The sequence below is a fragment of the Stenotrophomonas sp. 62841_Sma genome (assembly GCF_056482945.1).
Genome location: NZ_CM151224.1, coordinates 1,024,184 through 1,045,595 on the forward strand (window position 1 = coordinate 1,024,184; position 21,412 = coordinate 1,045,595).

Sequence of the window (21,412 nt, forward strand, 5' to 3'; positions counted from 1 at the left end):
GACTCAATGAAATGGTCGCATTCGACGCCAATGAAGCGCTGACGCCATGCCGCGAGGGTCGCGGCATCGGGGCCATTCTGTTCGACCGCGAGCGGCTGCGGCAAGCCGAGATCGGCCTGTTCTCGCCCCAGCACTGGGGCAGCAGGGCTCGGCCGGTGGGCGAGGGCGGTCGTGGCAGCGCCTGGTTCGTCGATGCGCCGTTCGGCGCCAGCGTGCTGCGCCACTACCTGCGCGGTGGCCTGGCGGCGAAGATCAGCCATGACCAGTACCTCTGGCGCGGCGCGGACCGGACGCGCAGCTTCGCCGAATTCCGGCTGATGCGCGCGCTGCGCGAGAAAAAGCTGCCGGTGCCCCGGCCACTGGCGGCGTTCTACATGCGCGAGGGCCTGCGCTACCGGGCTGCGATCCTGATGGAGCGGATCGAGGGTGTCCGTTCGCTGGCCGACCGCGCGCTGGTCGCGGGCCGGGGCGCACCGTGGGAGGAGACCGGGCGGCTGATCGCCCGCTTCCATCGTGCCGGCCTGGACCATGCCGACCTCAATGCGCACAACATCCTGTTCGACGGCAACGGCCACGGCTGGTTGATCGACTTCGACCGCGGGGTGATCCGCATCCCGGCGACCGCCTGGCGCGAACGCAATCTCAAGCGCCTGCTGCGCTCGCTGATCAAGCTGCGCGGCGAGCGCAGCATGGAAGACGTGCAGAAGGATTACGCGCGGCTGCGCCGCGCCTATGACATGGCCTGGAACCGGGGCACCTGATGGACTGGTCGTTGCGTTTCCTCGGCGTCGGCAATGCGTCGGCGGTCGAGCTGGGGTCGCCGATGTCGGTGATCGAACGGGACGGTCGGCCGTGGTTGACCATCGACTGTGGCGGCGAAGGCCTGACCGCGTTCAAGGCGCACTACGGCCACATGCCGCAGGCGTTGTTCGTCACCCATGTGCACCTGGACCACGTAGCGGGCTTCGAGCGCCTGTTCGTCGATACCTTCTTCAACGCGCACCGGCGCGGCAAGGTGCGCCTGTATGTGCCTGCCACGGTGGTGCCGCTGCTGCACAAGCGCATCGGGGACTACCCGAACGTGCTGGCCGAGGGCGGTGCCAACTTCTGGGATGCGTTCCAGCTGATCGTGGTGGGCGATGCGTTCTGGCATGAGGGCGTACGCCTGGAAGTGTTCCCGGTGCGCCACCACTGGCCGGAGACGGCCTATGGCCTGCGCCTGCAGGGTGCGCTGACCTGGAGTGGCGATACCCGGCCGATTCCGGAGATGCTGGCCCGCTTCGCCAACGACAATGAACTGATCGCGCACGACTGCGGCCTGCACGGCAACCCGTCGCATACTGGCGTGGACGACCTGGAGCGCGAGTACAGCGCCGAACTGCAGGCGCGGATGATGCTCTACCACTATGCGAGCGCGGCCGACGGCCAGGCGCTGGCCGCGCGGGGGCACCGTGTGGCGCAGCCGGGGCAGTGCGTGCCGCTGGCCAACCCCACTGCAGCGCACGTGCTGGTGCAGGATCCGCCGTGAGCGGTGCTGGCCAGCCCGCCGACGCGGCGCTGGCTGCCGAGCTGGAGGCGCTGGAACGCGCGCTGCATGCGCCGCAGGTGCGGGCCGATCGCGAGCAACTGGCGGCACTTCTGGACGAGGATTTCAGCGAGATCGGCAGTTCCGGGCAATGCTACGGCCGTGATGCGGCGTTGCAGGAGATCCCGCTGGAGCGCGCGCAGGTGCTGATCGAATCGGAACAGTACGCGGTGTGGCTGTTGGCCGAGAATCTGGCCCAGGTGCGCTACCGCAGCCGCTATCACGTTGATGGCCAGGCCCAGGGCTGGGTGTTGCGCAGTTCGCTGTGGCGACGGCATGCGCAGGAATGGAGGGTGGTGTTTCACCAGGGCACGCCTGAGGCGCGGTAGCGCCGGGCCATGCCCGGCGAAAAGCGCCAACCAAGATTGGCAGCTACCAGAAGTGGGGCCACGCCCGAAAAGGCGATGGCCCCGCCGGCTGACCTCGGCGCCCGCGTCGATCGATACCGTTGCTGCCTTCCGGCCCTGGCGGGATTTTCGACCTAGCGTCGCGAGGGGCCGACGGGGCCACCATAGAGACGTTGGCCGCCCAATGGGCGGCCGGTTCACGGATCAGGGGAAGCAGCGCGCGATGCGCCGGAGACCACAGCCGGACTGCACATCGGCTGGCCGATGGCAGACGGCAACTATAGCGCAGGCAGGTACATCGACGCCAGCTTCGTGCACTGAATCGGCTGTAACCCGCGTCTGCCGGCAACGCCCCGCGCCGACCGGCGTTGCTAGAATGCCGGCCAGGAGGAACGACCTCCCCCACATCGGGAATCAATGACCAGGACGGCCTGGCCCTACCAAGAGGAGGGCTGTCATGGCCTGGATCTATCTGTTGTTCGCCGGCCTGCTGGAAATCGTCTGGGCCGTGTCCATGAAGCAGTCCGAAGGCTTCACCAAGCTCACCCCTACCGTGGTCACCATCATCGGCATGATCGCCAGCTTCTGGCTGCTGGCGGTGGCCATGCGCAGCCTGCCGCTGGGCACCGCCTACACGATCTGGACCGGCATCGGCGCGGTCGGTGCGTTCGTGGTCGGCATCGTCTTCCTCGGTGAGCAGGTCAGCCCGATGCGGATCGGTGCGGCGGTGCTGATCGTTTCCGGCCTGGTGCTGATGAAACTCTCGAGCAGCTGAATGCATTTAGTTGGGCGGAGAAAGGAATCTCCGCCTGCTGCAGGTATATGCATTTTCGGCAAAACCATTTTGTCCGCCCGTTTTATTTGACGTGCGTCATGAAAATAACGAGCGTGATTCACATGCCGCTGGCGCCATCGGCCGCACAGTGCCGCCATTCGTCATGCGAAATCGGGGAGTTTTCGCCTTGACGGACACGTTGACCTGCCTTTTCCAGGTGCGGTCGCGTGAAGATGTGAAGATTTTCAGAAGTTAATGACGCCAGGCCTTGTTCCCGTGTCGGGAGCCGGGGTGGGCCGCATTGTCTTCAAAAAAACCTGCCTGCAGTGCCATCTGGTCTTTTCATGGAGATTTACCGATGAACCGCATTTACCGTCTGGTTTTCAATCGTGCCCTCGGCGTAATGCAGGTTGCTTCGGAGGTCGCCCAGAATCCCGGCGGAAGCGCGGTCTGCGCAGGGCGGGTGCCGCGATTGAGGGCGCACCAGTTGGCGGTGGCATTGGCTGCCACGCTGGCCAGTGGTTCGGTATTCGCGGCGTGCACTACCGCAGGCACCACGGTGACCTGCGCGACTGGCTCCAATACCAATTCGCTGGCCAACAGCATCAATGGCGTGACGCTGGATATCCAGACCGGCGCTGTGCTCAGCGTGCCGCCGATCGTTGGCGGAAGTGCCGTGAATTTGAGCGGTAACGGCATCACCGTGAACAACCAGGGCACGATCGATCCCACCCTCAACGGTGGCCTGAGCCTGGCGGCGTCGGGCATGGTGCTGGGTAACAACACCGTCGGTGGAAACACCATCAACGTCAACAACCAGGCGGGCGGGGCGATCAAAGGCCTGGTCAATATCGGCTCCATTCTCGGTTTCGGTGGACAGGCGCTGGTGATGCAGAACGCTTCCGGCGGTGTCAGCAACATCATCAACGCCGGCAATGTGGACATGTCGATCCTTGGCGCAGGCCTGTTGACCACGGCCGATGCGGCATCGATCGTCAGCTACGGTGGTGCGCAGACCAATCTCAACAACACCGGCACCATTACCGGCCGCATAGGGTTCCAAGGCTCGGCCACGGCGGGGGCCGGCAATACCTTCCTCAATGCGGGAACCATCAACGGCAGCGTGAACCTGGGTAGTTCGGTCTCCGGCAACACCTTCACCGCCGTGTCTGGTTCCAGCGTCAATACCGCCGGTATCGGCGTCGCTGGACAGGTCGGCGTGCTTGCGGTGAATCTGGCCGCGGCCGGCATCGTCGACGGTGGTTCGGCGTCCAACAACAGCCTGGTGCTGCAGAACAGCCCAACCGGCCCGGGCAGCGGTACCGGTGGGGCGGTGACCACGCTGGGCTGGAACCAGTACATCAACTTCCAGAGGCTCACCGTCAACAGCGGTACCTGGAACCTGCAGGGTGCGTGGGCTGGTGCAGGTACGACCACGCTCAATGATGGTCTGATCAATTTCAACAATGCCGGTTCCTTCGGCACAGGGCTGTTCACCGCCAGCGGCGGTGCCATCGCCTCCTCCACGGCCGGTCTGAACCTGGCCAACGCTTTCAGCCTCGGTGGCAATCTGTCTCTGTCCGGAACCAATGCATTCGGTCTGGGTGGCGTGCTGTCCGGTACTGGCGGGCTGACGGTCAGCAACACCGGCATCGTTACTCTCGGCGGCGCAAACCTGTTCTCCGGCGGCGTCAACCTCAATGCCGGCGGCCTGGTACTGGGCAATGCCGGGGCACTGGGCAGCGGCAACCTGACCGTCGGTGGCAGCGCGTCGCTGGATACGACGGCGGGCTTCACCCTGGGCAACAATCTGGTGATCAACGGCGGGGGCTCGCTGAACCTGCTGGGCAGCAATGCGTTGTCATTGAACGGTTCGATCTCCGGTGCCGGCAACCTGACCAAGAACGGTGCCGGCACCCTCACCCTGAACGGCGCCAATTCGCTGACCGGCAACTTCAACCTGGCCGGAGGCGCGTTGGCGCTGGGCGCGGGTGGCAACCTGTCGCCCACCGGTGCGATCACGGTCGGCGTCGGCACCACCCTGGACCTGTCGGCAGCCGCCAACCAGACCATCGGTTCGCTGGCGGGCCTCGGCGGTTCGGTCAACCTGGGCAGCCACACGCTCACGCTCGCCGGGCTGGGCAATACCAGCTACGCCGGTACGTTCGCCGCAGGCACGGGGGGCCTGATCAAGCTGGGCACCGGCGTGCAGACCTTGTCGGGCGTGAATAGCCTCAGTGGCGGCGTGGCACTCAACGCCGGTGGCCTGCTGCTGGGCAATGCTGCTGCGCTGGGCAGCGGTACGCTCAGCGTCGGCGGCAACGTGACGCTGGATGGCACCACGGGCGCGCTTGCGCTCGCCAACACGGTCAATCTGGGGGCGGGCAGCATCCTCAACCTGTCCGGCAACCAGGCACTTACGTTCAACGGCGTGATCGGTGGGACCGGCAGCCTGGTCAAGAACGGTGCGACCACCCTGACCCTCAACAACGCCAACACGTTTGGTGGAGGGCTGTCGCTCACGGCTGGAGGACTGGTGCTCGGCAACGGCGGTGCGCTGGGAACCGGCGCATTGAATGTCGGTGGCGCGGTGACGCTTGATGCCAGCTCGGCACTGACCGTGGGCAACGGCATCAACCTGGGGGTGGGTGGTTCGCTCAACGTGCTGGGCTCCAACGCGCTGACGCTGGGCGGCGTGATCGGTGGTACCGGCAGCCTGGTCAAGAACGGCGCCTCCACGCTCACGCTGGGTGGGGCCAACGCGTTCACCGGCGGTCTGAACGTGAACGCAGGAAAGGTGGCACTGGCCAGTGGCGGCAGTCTGGCGGCCACCGGGGCGGTGAGCCTGGCGGGGGCCGGCGCCGAACTGGACATCTCGCTCGGCGGCAACCAGACCATCGGCGCGCTGTCCGGCATCGCTGGCAGCACCGTGACGCTGGGCGGCAGCACGCTCACCTTCGGTGATGCCACCAACCAGACATTCGGCGGCGTGATCGGCGGTACCGGTGGCCTGGTCAAGCAGGGAACGGGCACGCAGACGCTCAGCGGCGCCAATACCTTCAGTGGTGGCCTGAACCTGGCGGCCGGTGGCCTGTTGCTGGGCAACGGCAGTGCACTCGGTACCGGCGCGTTGACGGTCAGCGGCAATGGCTCGCTCGACGCAACCGCAGCACTGAATCTGGGCAATGCCATCAACCTTGGCGCGGTGCTGACCCTGCCGGGCAGCCAGAACCTCACCCTGGGCGGCAACATCACCGGCACCGGCAGCCTGATCAAGAACGGTGCCTCGCTGCTGACCTTGAACGGCACCAATGCCTTCAGCGGCGGCCTGAACCTCAATGCCGGCAGCCTGCTGCTGGGCAACAGCGGTGCACTCGGGACGGGCGCATTGAGCGTGGGTGGCAATGCATCGCTTGATGGCAGCACGGCGTTGAACCTGGTCAACAATGTCACTCTGGGTAGTGGGGCTGCGCTGTCGCTGCCGGGTTCGCAGGCGATCACGCTTGGCGGGGTGGTTTCCGGAGCCGGTGGCCTGGTCAAGAACGGCGCCAGCACGCTCACGCTCAACGGCGCCAACAACTTCGCCGGTGGGCTGACGCTCAACGGCGGTGGCCTGATGCTGGGCAACGCTGGCGCACTGGGAACCGGGCTGCTTGCCGTGGGCGCGAACGCGACCCTGGGCAGTACGGTGGCATTGAACCTGGGCAATGCCATCGATCTCGATGCCGGTGCGCAGCTGAGCCTGACCAGCAATGAGAATGTTGCTCTGGGCGGACTGATCACCGGCACCGGTGGCCTGATCAAGACCGGCACTGGCGTGCTGTCGTTGAACAACAGCAACACCTTCAGTGGTGGTCTGACGCTGAATGCGGGCGGTCTGTCGGTCGGCGCCAACGGTGCGTTGGGTACCGGTGCACTGAACATCGGCGGCAATGTTTCTCTGGATGCGAGCGCCCCGGTTTCGCTGGTCAATGCAGTGAACCTGGGCGCCAATACGCTGACCCTGCCGGGCAGCAGCAATCTCACTCTGAGCGGTGTGGTGAGTGGTGCCGGTGGCCTGATCAAGGACGGCGCCTCGACGCTGACCTTGTCCGGTGCCAATACCTTCCTCGGTGGCGCCACGGTCAACGCAGGTACGCTGGCACTCGGCGCGGGTGGCAGTCTTGCCGCCATCGGTGCGGTGGACCTCGCCGGTGCCGGCGCGACGCTGGACATCTCCGCAGCGGGTGCCGGGCAGACCATTGGCGCGTTGAACGGCGTGGCAGGCAGCCATGTGGCATTGGGCACGCAGACCCTTACTTTCGGTGGCGCCAGCAATGGCAGCTTTGCCGGTGTCATCGATGGCAGCGGTGGGCTGATCAAGGTCGGTGCTGGCGTGCAGACGCTGTCCGGTGCCAATACCTTCAGTGGCGGTGTCGCGCTTGATGCAGGTGGCCTGATCCTCGGGAATTCGGGGGCGCTGGGCACGGGCACGCTGGGCATCGGCGGCAACGTCAGCCTGGACGGAACGACGGCACTGAATCTGGCCAACGCCGTGAACTTCGGTGGGGGTACGCAGCTGACGCTGGGCGGCAGCAGCGATCTCACCCTTGCAGGCGTGGTGGCCGGCAGCGGCAGCATGATCAAGAACGGTGCAGGCCTGCTGACGCTCAACAACACCAATACCTTCGGTGGCGGCCTGACCTTGAACGGTGGTGGCCTGGTGGTCGGCGCGAACGGCGCACTCGGTTCCGGCACGCTGGCGGTGAATGCCAGCACCACGCTGGATGCGGGTGCTGCAGCGACGCTCGGCAATGCGGTCACGCTGGGCTCGGGTGTTGCACTGACATTGCCGGGCAGCAATGCGCTGACGCTGTCGGGTGTGATCGATGGCAACGGCGGCCTGATCAAGAACGGTGCCACCACGCTGACGCTGTCCGGTGCCAACACCTATACCGGCGGTACCACCATCAACGCCGGTACGCTGGCACTGGGAACAGGTGGCAGCCTTGCCGCGGCGGGTGATGTCACGCTGGGCGCAGGCGCTGGCTTCGATATCTCCGGTGCCGGCAGCAGCCAGACCATCGGCGCGCTCAACGGTGCGGGCGGAAGCACGCTGGCGCTGGGCGGTAATTCGTTGACCTTCGGCACGGCCGGCAATGCCGCCTTCGACGGCGTGATCAGTGGCGGCGGCGGCCTGGTGAAAGTGGGTGCAGGCGTGCAGACGTTGTCCGGTGCCAACACGTTTGGCGGCGGCGTGACGCTCAACGCAGGCGGGCTGGTGCTCGGCAATGACGCGGCGCTGGGCTCTGGCGCGCTCACCGTCGGCGGGGCCGCCACGCTGGACACCACCGGCCTGGCAGCACTGATCAACAACATCGCGCTCAACGCAGGCCTGACCGTACTGGGCACCAATGCGCTGACGCTCAACGGGGTGATTTCCGGTACCGGCAGCCTGACCAAGGATGGTGGCGCAACGCTGACCTTGAACGGTATCAACTCCTACACCGGTGGCACCAACATCAACGCCGGCACGCTGGCGCTGGGGGCCGGTGCCAGCCTGGCGGCGAGCGGTACCGTGAACCTCGCCACCGGCGCGACGCTGGATCTGTCGGCCGGCAGTGGCACGCAGGTGTTCGGTACGCTGGTCGGCAACGGTACGGTGAATCTCGGTGCCAACTCGATCGAAGTCGGCGGTGCGACCAATGGCACCTTCAGTGGCTCTATCGCAGGTACGGGTGGCCTGACCAAGGTCGGTGCGGGCATCGAGACGTTGACCGGTGCCAACACCTACACCGGCGGCACCTTCATCAATGCCGGCACACTGGCGATCGGTCCGGGCGGCAGCCTGGCGGCCACCGGTGCAGTGACACTTACCGCAGCGGGAACCGGCTTCGACATCTCGACGTCCGGTGCCAGCCAGACCATTGGTTCGTTGGCCGGCGTGACCGGCTCCACGGTCACTCTGGGCGCGCAGTCGCTGATCCTCGGCGGCAACGGCAACAGCGTGTTCGACGGCGCGATTTCCGGCACCGGTGGCCTGGTCAAGAACGGCACCGGCATCCTCACGCTGGGCGGCGCCAACCTGTTCAGCGGCGGCCTGGCGCTCAACGGCGGTGGCCTGGTGATCGGCAACAACGCTGCGCTCGGCAGCGGTGCGCTGACGGTGGGGGCCAGCGCTACGCTGGATGCTTCGACCGCGGCCAACCTGGCCAACAACATCACGCTGGCATCAGGTGCCAACCTCAACCTGCTGGGCAGCAATGCACTGACCTTGGGCGGCATCGTTTCCGGTACCGGTGGGCTGATCAAGAACGGTGCGGCCACCGTGACCCTGAGCGGTGCGAATACCTACACCGGAGGCACCACCATCAACAGCGGCACGCTGGCCATCGGTGCTGGTGGCAGCCTGGCCTCGACCGGTGCGGTGAACCTGGCCGGTACCGGTACCCTGGACATCTCGGCCGGCAACCAGAGCACCGGTTCGCTTGCCGGTGTGGCCGGCAGCACCGTGGCGCTGGGGGGCAGTGCGCTGACCCTGGGCGGCACGGTAGACAGCACGTTCAACGGTGCGATCACCGGCAATGGTGGCCTCGTCAAGAACGGCGCAGGCGTGCAGACCCTCAACGGCGCCAGCACCTTCAGTGGCGGTGTAACGCTCAATGCAGGCGGCCTGGTGGTCGGCAACGATGCCGCTCTGGGCACCGGGGCGGTAACGGTGGGTGGCAACGGCACGCTCGATTCGAACACTGCGGTGACGTTGGCCAACAACTTCGTCCTCAACGCCGGGCTGACCGTACTCGGCAGCAACAACCTCACCCTCAACGGCAGCCTGAGTGGCACCGGCTCGCTGACCAAGGAGGGCGCGGCAACGCTGACCTTGAACGGTGCCAATACCTATACCGGTGGCACCTTCATCAATGCCGGTACGTTGGCATTGGGTGCCGGCGCGAGCTTGAATGCCAGTGGCATCGTCAACCTGGCCAGTGGTGCCACCTTCGATCTGTCGGCGGGCAGCGGCACGCAGCAGTTCGGTACCCTGATCGGCAACGGCACGGTGAACCTGGGCGGCAACACCTTGACCATTGGTGGTCCCGTCAATGGCACGTTCAGTGGTTCGGTGGGGGGCACCGGTGGGCTGATCAAGGAAGGCACCGGCACCCAGACCCTGACCGGTGCCAATACCTTCACTGGTGGCACCACCATCAATGCGGGCACGCTGGCGATTGGCGCCGGAGGAAGCCTGGCAGCGAATGGCGCGGTGACACTGGCCAACGCCGGAACAGCGTTCGATATTTCTGCCGGTGGTGCGCAGAGCATCGGATCACTGGCGGGTGTTACCGGCAGTACGGTTGCGCTCGGCGGCAGCACGCTGACCCTCAATGGCGTAGGAAACACGACCTTCGCTGGTGACATTACCGGTACCGGTGGCCTGGTGAAGAATGGTGCAGGCATCCAGGGCCTGACCGGCAGCAATACCTTCAGCGGTGGCGTGGCACTCAACGCCGGTGGCCTTGCCTTGGGTAACAACAATGCACTGGGAACCGGCACGCTGACCGTGGGCGGCAATGCCAGCCTGGACGGCACCAGCGCGCTGACGCTGGCCAATACCGTGCAGCTGGCCAGCGGCACGCTGACCCTTGCCGGCAGCAACGCGCTGACCTTGAACGGCCCGATCAGCGGCGCTGGCGGCCTGCTCAAGGATGGCGCAGCAACGGTCACCCTCGGCGGTGCCAGCACCTACACCGGTAACACCACCATCAACAGCGGCACGCTGGCGGTGGCGGCCGGTGGCACCCTGTCGGGTGCGAGCACGGTCAATCTGACCGGTGCCGGTACGCTGGACATCAGTGCCGGTGGCAACCAGAGCATCGGAGGCCTGGCCGGCGTAACCGGATCCAGCGTGGTGCTGGGCGGTGCGACCCTGACCACCGGCGGCAACAACGGCAGCACCACCTTCGGCGGTGTGCTCAGTGGCACCGGTGGCCTGGTGCAGAGCGGCACCGGCACGCTGACCCTGAGCGGCGACAACGTCTATACCGGTGGCACCACCATCAACGGTGGCAGCACGCTGCAGCTCGGCAACGGTGGCAGCTCCGGTTCGGTGCTGGGCGACATCACCAACAACGGCAGCCTGGTCTACAACCTGGGCAGCACCGCAACCGTGGGCGGTGTGGTCAGCGGTAGCGGTGGCCTGACCCAGGCCGGCAGCGGCACGCTGGTGCTGACCGGCAACAACACCTATACCGGCGGTACCACCATCAATGCCGGCGGCACGTTGCAGGTGGGCAACGGTGGTGCGACCGGCGCGATCGTCGGCGACATCACCAACAACGGCGCGCTGGTGTCCAACGTGGCGGGCAACACCACGCTGGGCGGCACCATCAGCGGCAGTGGTGGCCTGACCCAGGCCGGCGCTGGCACGCTGGTGCTGACCGGCAACAACACCTATACCGGCGGCACCACCATCAATGCCGGTGGCACGCTGCAGGTCGGCAATGGCGGTGCGACCGGTGCGATCACCGGCAACGTCGCCAACAACGGCAGCCTGGTCTTCGACGTGGCAGGCAACACCAGCGTCGGTGGCGCGATCAGTGGCAGTGGTGGCCTGACCCAGGCCGGTGCCGGCGTGCTGACGCTGGTCGGCAACAACACCTATACCGGCGGTACCATCATCAATACCGGTGGCACGCTGCAGGTGGGCAATGGTGGAGCGACCGGTGCTATCGCTGGCGACATCACCAACAATGGTTCGCTGATCTCCAACGTCGCAGGCAACACCCTGCTGGGAGGCACCATCAGTGGTGCGGGTGGCCTGACCCAGGCGGGCAGTGGCTCGCTGGTGCTGACCGGCACCAATACCTACACCGGCGGCACCACCATCAACACCGGTGGCACGCTGCAGCTGGGCAATGGTGGTGCGACCGGCTCGATCGTCGGCGACATCACCAACAACGGTACGCTGGTGTCCAACGTCGCGGGCAACACCACGCTGGGCGGCACCATCAGCGGCAGCGGTGGCCTGACCCAGGCCGGCAGCGGCACACTGACCGTGACCGGCAACAACACCTACACCGGCCCGACCACCATCACTGCCGGTGGCACCCTGCAGGTGGGCAATGGCGGCGCGACCGGTGCGATTGGCGGCAGCGTCACCAACAACGGCAGCCTGATCTTCAACGTGGGTGGCAACACCACCGTCGGCGGCGCCATCAGCGGCAGCGGTGGCCTGACCCAGGCCGGCAGCGGCACGCTGATCCTGGGCGGCAACAACACCTATACCGGCGGCACCACCATCAACACCGGCGGCACGCTGCAGGTCGGCAACGGCGGCGCGAGCGGATCGATTGCCGGCAACGTCAGCAACAACGGCAGCCTGGTGTTCAACGTCGGTGGCAACACCACCGTCGGTGGCACCATCAGCGGCAGCGGTGGCCTGACCCAGGCCGGTGCTGGCACCATCACCCTGACCGGCAACAACACCTACACCGGGGGCACCACCATCAACGCCGGTGGCACCGTGCAGGTTGGCAATGGCGGCGCCAGTGGCTCGATCACCGGCAACATCACCAACAACGGTGGGCTGATCATCAACACCGGTGGCAGCACCACGCTGGGCGGCAGCATCAGCGGAGGTGGCAGCATCGTGCAGGCCGGCCCGGGTGGGTTGAATCTCGGCGGCAACAGTGGTGGTTTCAGCGGCACCGGCCAGGTCACCGGCGGTGGCCTGAATGTCACCGGCAACATCGGCGGCCAGTGGACCATCGGCAGCGGCACCACGCTGTCCGGCACCGGCACCATCGGGGGTACCGGTGGTGGCGTGACGGTATCCAGTGGCGGCGTGCTGTCGCCGGGTAATGGCCCAGGCAATGGCAGCGGTGCGGGCAATGGCACCGGCACGATCACGGTGGGTGGCAACCTGACCTTGTCGCCGGGCAGCACGCTGGGCATCGATCTGGGTGCCACCGGCAGCGACACGGTGCAGGTGGGTGGCAGTGCCAACGTGGGTGGCAGCAGCGTGCAGGTGAATACCATCTCGCCGAGCACCAGCTACCAGCAGGGCCAGCAGTACACCGTGGTCAATGCGGGCGGTGGCGTGAGCGGGCAGTTCGCTTCGGCGAAGACGCCGTCGGCCTTCCTGACCATCACCCCGGTCTACACGGCGAACACGGCCAATCTGCAGATCGATGTGGCGCAGACCGCAGCCTTCACCACGGCGGCGAAGACGCGCAACCAGTACAACACCGCCGCAGCGCTGGACAGCCTGCCGCAGAGTGGTCCGGCGCTGGGGCTGTACAACACGGTGTTGATCTATGACGCCGCCACCGCGCGCAGCGCATTCGACCAGCTGTCCGGTGAAGTGCATGCCGCCAGTCGCGCTGTGCTGCTGTATGACAACTATCTGGAAGAAGGCATCCGCCAGCGCCTGGGCAGCGAGCTGCCGACGGTGCGTGGCGAGCGCGCGTCGGCCTGGCTGGCCGGCAGCGGCAAGGTGTTCAGGCAGGATGGTGATGGCAACGGCGACGACATACGCTCCAACCGCAATGCGCTGATGGCCGGCGTGGACTGGCAGCTGGGCGAGCACGTGGTGCTGGGTGCAGCGGCCGGCAACGAACGGCTGGATACGCGCCTGCACGATCGCAGCTCGCGCGCCCGCCTGCGTGGCAACACCTTCGGCCTGTATGCGCAGGGCCAGTGGAACAACGGCTTTGCGGTCGGTGGCAGCGTGTCGCGCGGCGACTACCGCACGCGCACCACGCGTGAGGTGCCGCTGCTGGGCCAGACCCTGTACAGCCGCCAGGACTCGGATGTGACCATCGCCCAGGTGGAAGGCAGCTGGACCTGGACCCACGGCAGGACCCAGCTGCAGCCGTATGTGCAGTTCACCAAGCACTGGGTCGACAGTGATCGCGCGGTGGAGCAGGGCGGCACTGCTGCGCTGGAGCTGGAAGGCGGCAAGGACACGCTCAATGTCAGCACCGTGGGTGTGCGGGGCCGCTGGGACGTGGGCAGCGGCGAGCGCTTCCCTGCACAGCTGACGGTCGGCCTCGGCTGGCAGCATGCTTCGGGTGACACCGACGTGGCCAGCCGCAACCGCTTCGCGGTCGGTGGCAATTCCTTCGACGTCTATAGCGCGGTGATGGCACGCAATGCGTTGGTCAGCCAGCTGGGCGTGGCGGTTGGGCTCGGCCGCAACAGCCAGCTGTCGATGTTCGTGCAGGGCCAGCACGGCGACGGTCGCCGCGATGTCGGCGGGCAGATCAACCTGCGCGTGGGCTTCTGAGGGGAGCGGGCCAGCGGTAGAACCACGGCGGGCGTGGATGGGACCGGGGCGGGAGCGCTAGAGCTCCCGCTCCATTTCCACAGCGTCGATCCCGGCGCCGTGGCCATCGGGCACCACACGTGTCACCTGGAAGCCCAGGCCGGCGTAGAAGCCCTGGGTGTGCTGGCTGGTGCTGAGCGTGACGCGATTGATCGAGGGATCCGCTTCGGCCTGGCGCAGGCGCGCCAGCGCCAGTTCGCGTCCCAGTCCATGCCGGTGCAGCGCGTGCTGCACCATGCCCCAGCAGAAACCGGCACTGCCATCACCGCGTCGCGACAGGCCGCCACAGGCCACGATGCGGTGGTCGCGCTCGATCACCTGGAAGGCGCAGTCCATGGCCTGCTCACGCAGGAAGCGTTCAAAGTCGCTGCGCTCTTCGGGCGCGAAGTAGGTGGGCACGTTGCTGTCGAAAATCGACAGGCAGGCGCTGGCATCTGCGGGTCGGTAGAGGCGGAGGTTCATGGGCCCACGATAGACGATCGTCAGTAGATCCACGCTACACGTGGATTCATGGGCCGGATGCCGTGCGTGTATCCCTCAGGCCGAGATTCCCGCCAGCACCGCATACATCACCACGAAGCTCACCAGGAACAGGTAGACGCCGCCGATGGCAAGGTAGCGCAACACGGTCAGCGCCTTGTTGCCGCCATACACGCGTTGCTGCATCCACAACAGATAGACCGGGACCGCCAGCCACAGCAGGGCATACAGCCATTGGCTGGCGGCGGCGAAGGCGGGGGATGCGAGCGCGCTGCTGATGCCGGCGATGAGGAAGGTTGCCAGCAGCACCATCATCAGCCAGCAGTGGCTGTACAGCGCCACCACCAGATGTTCCAGATACCCCATCTGCCGTGGCACGTAGGCGATGCGCAGTACCAGCGCGAACACCGGCATCAGGAAGAACAGGGCACCGGGCAATGCGGTCAGGATCGCCTGCATGTACAGATCGGTCTTGCCCCCCATGCGCTGGATGTTGGCGTTGCCGTTGTGCAGGCGCTTGTTGAGCCAGTTGTTGGCGAACCGGGGCCAGCCGGCCACCACGATGGGGTTGGTGTCAGCGTCCCACGGTTTGCCGTTGACGGTGTGGTTGAAGAAGGTGCGGGGCTCGGTCGTGGCGACCTCCTTGCTGGTGCCGGTGAGCTCGGCTTTGCGCTGTGCGGCTGCCGCATTCACCGCCGCTCTGGCCATGGCGAAGCCGGCGTTGCCGGTAGCAGGTGAGCTGGCCTGCTGTTGATCGATCATCGTCAGCTGTTTCGCGCGTGCGGCCTCGATCTGTTCAACGGTGATGGACTTGGCATACAGCGAATCGCCTCCGCCCATGCGGATGTCGTCGACGTGCACGAACAGTTTGCCGATGAAGAACGTAAACAGGGTGAGGATGACGAACAGCCGCAAAGGCTGCACGTATCCGACCCGGCGGCCCTTGAGGTAGTTCTGCGTGATGCGGCCGGGAACCCAGAGATCGCGCAGCGTGCGGAAGATGCGCCCGTCCAGGTGCCAGAAGGATTCGAACACTTCTTCAATGGCGTGGCCCACGTGCTTGAGCGGGTTGTGCGCCGATTGCCCGCAGCGATGGCAGTAGTGGCCCTGCAGGGCGGTGTTGCAGTTCTCGCAGTCGGCGTGAGCGCTGTCGGTCGAACTCATGGGCAATGGGCCAGGCGTCGGATGAAGGCGCCTACGATAGCGAATTTTCAGGTTTCGTTCAGCTTTGTTTTGGAGTGCCAACGAGCGTGCGTAAGGCGATCAAAAGCATCCACGCCTGGCGTGGATCTACTGATGGATCTGGAGGAACAAGTCCCTCTGTTGAGGGGCTGCCCCGACAGGGGCGGAGAGAGGGGGATTGTCGTGTGCATCCATGCACCCGATCCCGATGCGCGTTGCGCCTCGGGACCCGCCTGCGGTGATCTGTCCGTGCATGTCGCGCATCTGGAGGAACAAGCCCCTCTGTTGAGGGGCTGCCCCGACAGGGGCGGGGAGAGGCCGGCAAAGGGAGGGGCCCAAAGGTTGCGCAGCAACGTTTGGGGCGAAGCGCGCGCAGCGCACTTCGCGTCCCGCGCCAGATAACTGAAAAAGGCCGCCCCTGGGGGCAGCCTTTTTCAGTTATCTGGCGGAGAGAGGGGGATCGGATCGACTCGAACCTAACCCCTTGACCCTGCAACAGATCGCAAACCAGGAGTGTGTCCTGTGTTGTGTCCTGTCCATCATAGCTTCCGAGGGGGACGGGAAACAGTGGGAGAGTGCCTTGACCTTGTCCCCTTCAGGAGGGACGGGTAGAGCGGGCGGCCCAGGAGGCTCTGAGCCGTCGTCGGTCCAGATGTTACAATCGGTTCCGCTGTCCGGCCCTTGACTGCACGGAAGATTCCGTTAGTTTGGAATCCTTGGCTGTTCAGTCTGTTAGAGCACTTTGTGGGCCCTTAGGAGAGCTTCAGTGACCTTGCGATACATCGGTTCGAAGACTCGCCTCGTGGATGGCTTGGCACCCTTCATCGGGCAATATTCCGGGAAAGGTCGCTTCGTTGACGCCTTCTGTGGCATGGGCTCTGTGGCAGCCCAGGCATCCCAGCTAGGCTGGCCTGTGTTGCTGAACGACCACCTGTCTTACGCTGCTGTCATGAGCTCGGCTCGGCTGACGGGCCGCAATCAGGTGCCCTTCGCTGAGCTGGGAGGCTACACCTCAGCGATAGAGCGGCTGAACGAACTAGACGGCCGGCGGGGGTTCATCTGGAGCGAGTACAGCCCGGCTTCCTTGCAGCATTCCCGCGCAGGTATAGAACGTCGCTACTTCACCGAGGCCAACGCCGCGCGTATCGACAGCTGCCGTTCGCAGATTTTCGACTGGAGCAAGGCGGGGCTGCTGAATTCTTCAGAAGAACGAGTGCTGTTGGCAGATCTGCTTTCAGCCGCCAATCGTGTGGCCAATATTGCGGGCACCTACGGATGCTTCTTGTCGCGCTGGACGGCGCAGAGCCAAGGAAGCCTTTTGCTTCGTCCGCGTGATTTGGTCGACGAAGGGATGCCAGTCGACATTTCGGTGGGGGACGTGATGGATGTCAGCATTACCCCTGATGACACCGTCTACTTGGATCCCCCTTACACGAAGCGCCAATACGCGTCCTATTACCACCTCCTGGAAACGATCGTTCATGGCGATGCTCCCGTGGTGGAGGGTGTTTCGGGACTTCGCCCTTGGCAGCATCTGGCATCCGACTTTTGCTACAAGCGAAAGGCGCTCGGGGCATTGGTTGGCCTGATTCAAGGTGTTGACGCACGGCGAGTCCTCTTGTCCTACAGCAGCGAAGGTCACGTTGATCTGGACGAGCTGACCGAACGTTTGGTTGACACTGGCGTTGTCAATGTTGAACCACTGGCAAGTATTGGTCGCTACAGGCCAAATCAGAAGGCGAGTGACAACGCTTCTGAGGTCAGTGAATACCTCGTCGTCATCGAGCCGAAGTCAGCGGCCTCGCTGCCAAGAATGAGTGCGACGGCACGGAAATGAGTTCACCTGGAACATTGGAACAAGCGCGGCTGCGAGCTGCGGCGTCTCAGATTCGCGATTTCTCAAGCCAGTTCAAGTCTAAGCAGGAAGAAGCTCGATTCCAGTTGCTGGAGGCTGTGGCAGCACGCCTTGGCTCACACGACGTTGCAGAGTTCCAAGGAGCTTTTGGCCGGGCTTTGATTGCTCCAGCTGCTCAGCTGGACGAAGTCGCCGGCGCAGTGCTTGCACGGATTCGTATGGCTGGCATTGAACCGGCCCTTGCTCTGAGTGCACTCTCTCGGGAGGCACTTACGGCGTCCCAGCAGAAAAGCACTGGGGCGTATCACACAGACTTTCGACTCGCTCAGCGTCTGGCGAAGGTCTTGGCTCCGAACCTAACCGCCAAGAGTAAGGTCATCGATCCGGCATCGGGTTCGGGGATTTTGCTTGTAGCGCTGACCTTGGCTGTATGCGGGGATGATCGTCGGATGACGGCTCGTTGGCTTCGGAATGGCGTCCATGCAATGGACCTTTCTGAAGCTGCGCTTCGCGGGGCAACATTGTCTCTAGCGGCGCTCACCGATGACCTTAGTGCGGTTATCGAGATGCGTAGCCGTTGGAGAGCAGGCGACAGCCTTGCGCTCGAGGCGGCAGAGTGGGAAAGGATGGCTCCGCGCGGCTTTGACGCGATCATTGCTAATCCCCCGTGGGAAAAAGTTCGTCTAACTAAGCACGAGTTCCTCTTGGGAAAGGGCACCGCTCGTCACTACGGCTCTGATCTCGAACACATGGACCGCGCGGCGTTCGAAGCATCGTCGGGCGAGGTGAAGTCTTACGCAGAGTTCCTGGCGAGGCGTTTTCCTCTCCTGGTGCGAGGCGAGCCAGACTTGTATGCGGCTTTCATGGCGCTTTACTTGAATCTGCTGAAGCCGGGAGGTCAGGCATCAGTCTTGGTCCCGGGGGGGCTGATACGCTCTCAAGGTACTCAAGCCCTCCGGGAAGCACTTTTCGACCGCGCTGAACGGCTTGAGATTGGGCTGTTCGACAATCGCGCCCGCTTCTTTGGAATAGATACCCGCTTTAAGTTCTTGGCGCTCAGCTTTACTCAGCACGCTAACACCCATACAAAGGAGCCTATCCAACTGACCCGTGAGGGTGGGACGGAAACAGAGACGGAGGTGTTGAGCCGAGTTCGCATTGGAAGGAAGACCCTGCGCGCAGTGCGGCCGGACCTTAGTGTGCCGGAGGTCCATAGCAATGCGAGCTGGGCATTGTTCCAGCGTTTGGTTGAGCGTGGAGAGCGTATGGACGACCCTCTTTCGCCTTGGTTTGCAGAGTTCTGCCGCGAGGTCGACATGACAGGCCAGCGCTCATATTTCACACGGTGTCCGGGGAAGGGAAGGATCGGAGTTATTGAAGGCCGTCATGTTCAGCAACACCGCTTTGGTGCGAAGGCCTACGTCGCTGGATCGGGCCGTTCAGCCGTCTGGGAAAGCCTTCCGTTGGGAGGGGCTGAGGTTGTCCCTCAGTTCTACATCGCTGCGAAGGACTGTCCTGCCAAGGCCCAAGAGCGCATCCAGCGCCGTAGGGTCGGCTTCTGTGATATCGCAGGTCAGACTAACGAGCGCTCCATGATGGCAGCCCTGGTGGAGCCGGGCTATGTGTGCGGTAACAAGGTCCCAACAGTCTGCTTCCCCAATGACCCCGATGAGGATCGCCTCTTCGTGTGGCTGGCCGTCGTCAATAGTTTGACCTTTGACTGGATGCTCCGCAGGGTCCTTACGACCAGCATCAACTACTTTGTGCTCTTAAGTATCCCCATGCCCTCGATAAAGCCCAACGGGTTGCCTTGGAGGCGTCTGGCCACCGCTGCCCGGGAGCTTCATGAGCTTAACTTGGCTGCCAGGACCCCTGAAACCGACCGTGAGGCCGCAGGACTGCGCACAAGGATTGATGTCGAAGTGGCCCGTGCCTATAGCGTCACCCTTGCAGAACTTGATCTAATGGCCGCTGATTTCCCGTTGTTGGATCGGGGACAGCCTTCCTTGGAACAGGACAGCCGGTCAACGATCACTTGGGACTCTGTGCTCGCCGGCATGTCCGGCGGCAAGGACCCTTGGCAACGGCGAATGGTTGCTGCGCAGGACGCAGGGGCGATCGCCTTTGTTCCAGCTCAGCATTCAGGTTTCGAGCCGGAGGAAGGGGGCACTTATGGAGCAGAGCGGGTCGAGTCAACGTAAAGGGGCAGCAGGTATCGCCCGAGTTCTTTGGAAGGAAATCCTCCCAGGAGACCGCAGGAAGTTTGTTGCGCAGTCTCACGACTCTGACACGGGGGGCGGGGCACGAGACCTTCGCTTCCGCGGAGACGAAGAGCTTAAGGCCATCGTTTTGGCGATGTTCCCAGTCCAGGAGAAGGCGAATCGGAGGCGAAACAAAGTCTCGACGACCATTATCCGTCACCGGGGGCAGTTCTGCTGGAAGTCTGGTGCAGGCGTCAAGCAGGAAACTCACTCTGAAGCTGCCTACATCGAGCCTCCTACCAGCGCTCGGGAGGGTGAGTGGCGGATTACACGCGTTCACACCTACGGTGTTTTCCAAGGGGTCATCCCGCCGATAACTGCGGGAGACCGTGTGCTGCTTCTGCTCATTCAGACAGATGATGGCGACATCTGGCCCCGGTTTACAACTGAGGCTTCGCTTCGCAAAGACAAATGGAGCGCGGCAGTGAAGCAGCACATTCTCGGCTGCCTAGACAGCAAAAAATCTACACGCCGGGCATCTTACGGATTCTTCGATTTGCAATCTGGACGGATGCATTGCCATGTCTGATTCCGCATCTGTCGCCGTGCGCGAAGTTCTAAATCTCCTGGCTTCATCGAAGAATGTCTTGCTTTCGGGCCCTCCCGGCGTTGGCAAGACGCGACTGCTTTCGGAGATTGCCGCAGCGTTTCAGGCGGGCAGTCTAGGTTCACAGGGCACGCCGACGCTAAGTCATGGCGATGATGTGGCCATCCAAGATGCAGAGGAGGCGAAGGTCTTCCGAACGGTTTTCCATCAGAACTCGAAATACCGGGACTTTGTAACTGGGCTTGCTCCAGCTGTCGGTGAGGGCAAGGCCGGTCAGTTCACTATTGTAGAAGGCACGCTATTCCGAGCAGCGCAACATGCGCGCCAAGAAGGGTGCGCCTCTCTGTTGGTCATCGATGAAATCAACCGAGGCCCCGCCGTGCAGGTCTTTGGTGGCTCCATGGTGGCGATCGAGGCGGACAAGCGCCTCAGTCCTGATGGAAGTCCTCACGGGCTCACGCAGTTCTTTGAAGTGATGATGCCTCCGACGGGTCTCATTGAGGAGTATGCACTGCCAGACCGTCTCTTCATTCTGGCGGTTCAGAACCAGGCAGACAGCTCAGTGGAGCCCATTGATGTTGCTTTCCTCCGTCGGTTTGAGCCGTACCGGCTCAATCCGGATGAAGCGGTCTTAAGAAGCCACTTTCAGATTGAAGGGGGCCATAAGCGGGAGCTTCCCGAGGAGCCCAGCGTCGTGGCCGACCTTGCCGAGGCAAGTGCCCGGGCATGGGCGGCGGTCAACGAGAGGATAGCCATAGGGCGTGGAAGGGACTTTCAGGTGGGGCATGGCGTATTGATGCAGGATTGGTCAGCATCCCTTTCACTCGAAGAGGCGACAATGCTGCTGGCTAAGGGGTGGGACAAGGTGGTGGCCCATGTCACAGAGGTCTTCTATGGGGACCTCCGTAGCGTGGCTATTGCCTTGAACGCCACCGAGTTCGCCAACGAGGAGTCACCATTGAAGCTTGTTGAGCACACTTTCGGCACCGAGCTTCGATACGCTTTGGAAGGGGAGAGCCAGTGGACACGCAAGGCTTTGTATAAGGGCCTCCGAAGCATTGCTGGAAAGTAGCTCTAG

10 protein-coding genes and 1 other RNA gene are annotated in these 21,412 nt (G+C 64.1%); 8 read left to right on the forward strand and 3 right to left on the reverse strand.

Going from position 1 to position 21,412, the window contains the following annotated elements; translation table 11 throughout:
• The first annotated feature begins 11 nt into the window (after positions 1-11).
• The 3 genes from ACZK5G_RS04805 to ACZK5G_RS04815 are packed head-to-tail and all read left to right on the forward strand — an operon-like array spanning position 12 to position 1,914.
• Positions 12-761, forward strand: coding sequence for a 3-deoxy-D-manno-octulosonic acid kinase (locus tag ACZK5G_RS04805; protein ID WP_049400634.1), 750 nt, complete (start codon positions 12-14; stop codon positions 759-761).
• Entirely contained in the window at positions 761-1,528 is a 768-nt protein-coding gene (locus ACZK5G_RS04810; RefSeq protein ID WP_049400635.1) for an MBL fold metallo-hydrolase, read from the forward strand. Before ACZK5G_RS04805 ends, ACZK5G_RS04810 begins: the two co-directional genes overlap by 1 nt.
• Complete coding sequence (locus ACZK5G_RS04815) at positions 1,525-1,914, forward strand: nuclear transport factor 2 family protein (RefSeq protein WP_478465455.1); 390 nt, start codon at positions 1,525-1,527, stop codon at positions 1,912-1,914. The genes ACZK5G_RS04810 and ACZK5G_RS04815 overlap by 4 nt, the downstream gene beginning before the upstream one ends.
• A 78-nt stretch (positions 1,915-1,992) precedes the next feature.
• Here the strand turns inward: ACZK5G_RS04815 and ffs are convergent.
• An RNA gene (gene ffs, locus ACZK5G_RS04820) (signal recognition particle sRNA small type) lies at positions 1,993-2,089 on the reverse strand.
• Positions 2,090-2,389: 300 nt separating this feature from the next.
• On the opposite strand from ffs, the gene ACZK5G_RS04825 reads away from it, so the two are divergent.
• Both ACZK5G_RS04825 and ACZK5G_RS04830 read left to right on the forward strand, forming a co-directional pair.
• Positions 2,390-2,707: a DMT family transporter gene (locus ACZK5G_RS04825; protein WP_010483859.1), complete on the forward strand. Its 318-nt coding sequence runs from the start codon at positions 2,390-2,392 to the stop codon at positions 2,705-2,707.
• 358 nt (positions 2,708-3,065) lie between these two features.
• Positions 3,066-13,970, forward strand: a complete 10,905-nt coding sequence (locus ACZK5G_RS04830; protein ID WP_478465457.1) for an autotransporter-associated beta strand repeat-containing protein — start codon at positions 3,066-3,068, stop codon at positions 13,968-13,970.
• A 57-nt stretch (positions 13,971-14,027) separates the two neighbouring features.
• On the opposite strand, the gene ACZK5G_RS04835 is transcribed toward ACZK5G_RS04830, so the two are convergent.
• On the reverse strand, positions 14,028-14,471 hold the full coding sequence (locus tag ACZK5G_RS04835) for a GNAT family N-acetyltransferase (protein WP_182267333.1): 444 nt from the start codon (positions 14,469-14,471) through the stop codon (positions 14,028-14,030).
• A 75-nt stretch (positions 14,472-14,546) separates the two neighbouring features.
• Positions 14,547-15,653, reverse strand: coding sequence for a DUF3667 domain-containing protein (locus ACZK5G_RS04840; RefSeq protein ID WP_478465460.1), 1,107 nt, complete (start codon positions 15,651-15,653; stop codon positions 14,547-14,549).
• 784 nt (positions 15,654-16,437) lie between these two features.
• On the opposite strand from ACZK5G_RS04840, the gene ACZK5G_RS04845 reads away from it, so the two are divergent.
• From ACZK5G_RS04845 to ACZK5G_RS04855, 3 genes are all read left to right on the forward strand, one after another.
• Positions 16,438-17,508, forward strand: a complete 1,071-nt coding sequence (locus tag ACZK5G_RS04845; RefSeq protein ID WP_478465462.1) for a DNA adenine methylase — start codon at positions 16,438-16,440, stop codon at positions 17,506-17,508.
• Positions 17,505-19,727, forward strand: coding sequence for an N-6 DNA methylase (locus ACZK5G_RS04850; RefSeq protein WP_478465464.1), 2,223 nt, complete (start codon positions 17,505-17,507; stop codon positions 19,725-19,727). Before ACZK5G_RS04845 ends, ACZK5G_RS04850 begins: the two co-directional genes overlap by 4 nt.
• Positions 19,728-20,308: 581 nt before the next feature.
• Positions 20,309-21,406 carry an AAA family ATPase gene (locus ACZK5G_RS04855; RefSeq protein WP_478465466.1) on the forward strand — a complete coding sequence of 366 codons (1,098 nt, stop codon included), beginning with the start codon at positions 20,309-20,311 and terminating at the stop codon, positions 21,404-21,406.
• Positions 21,407-21,412 lie beyond the last annotated feature (6 nt).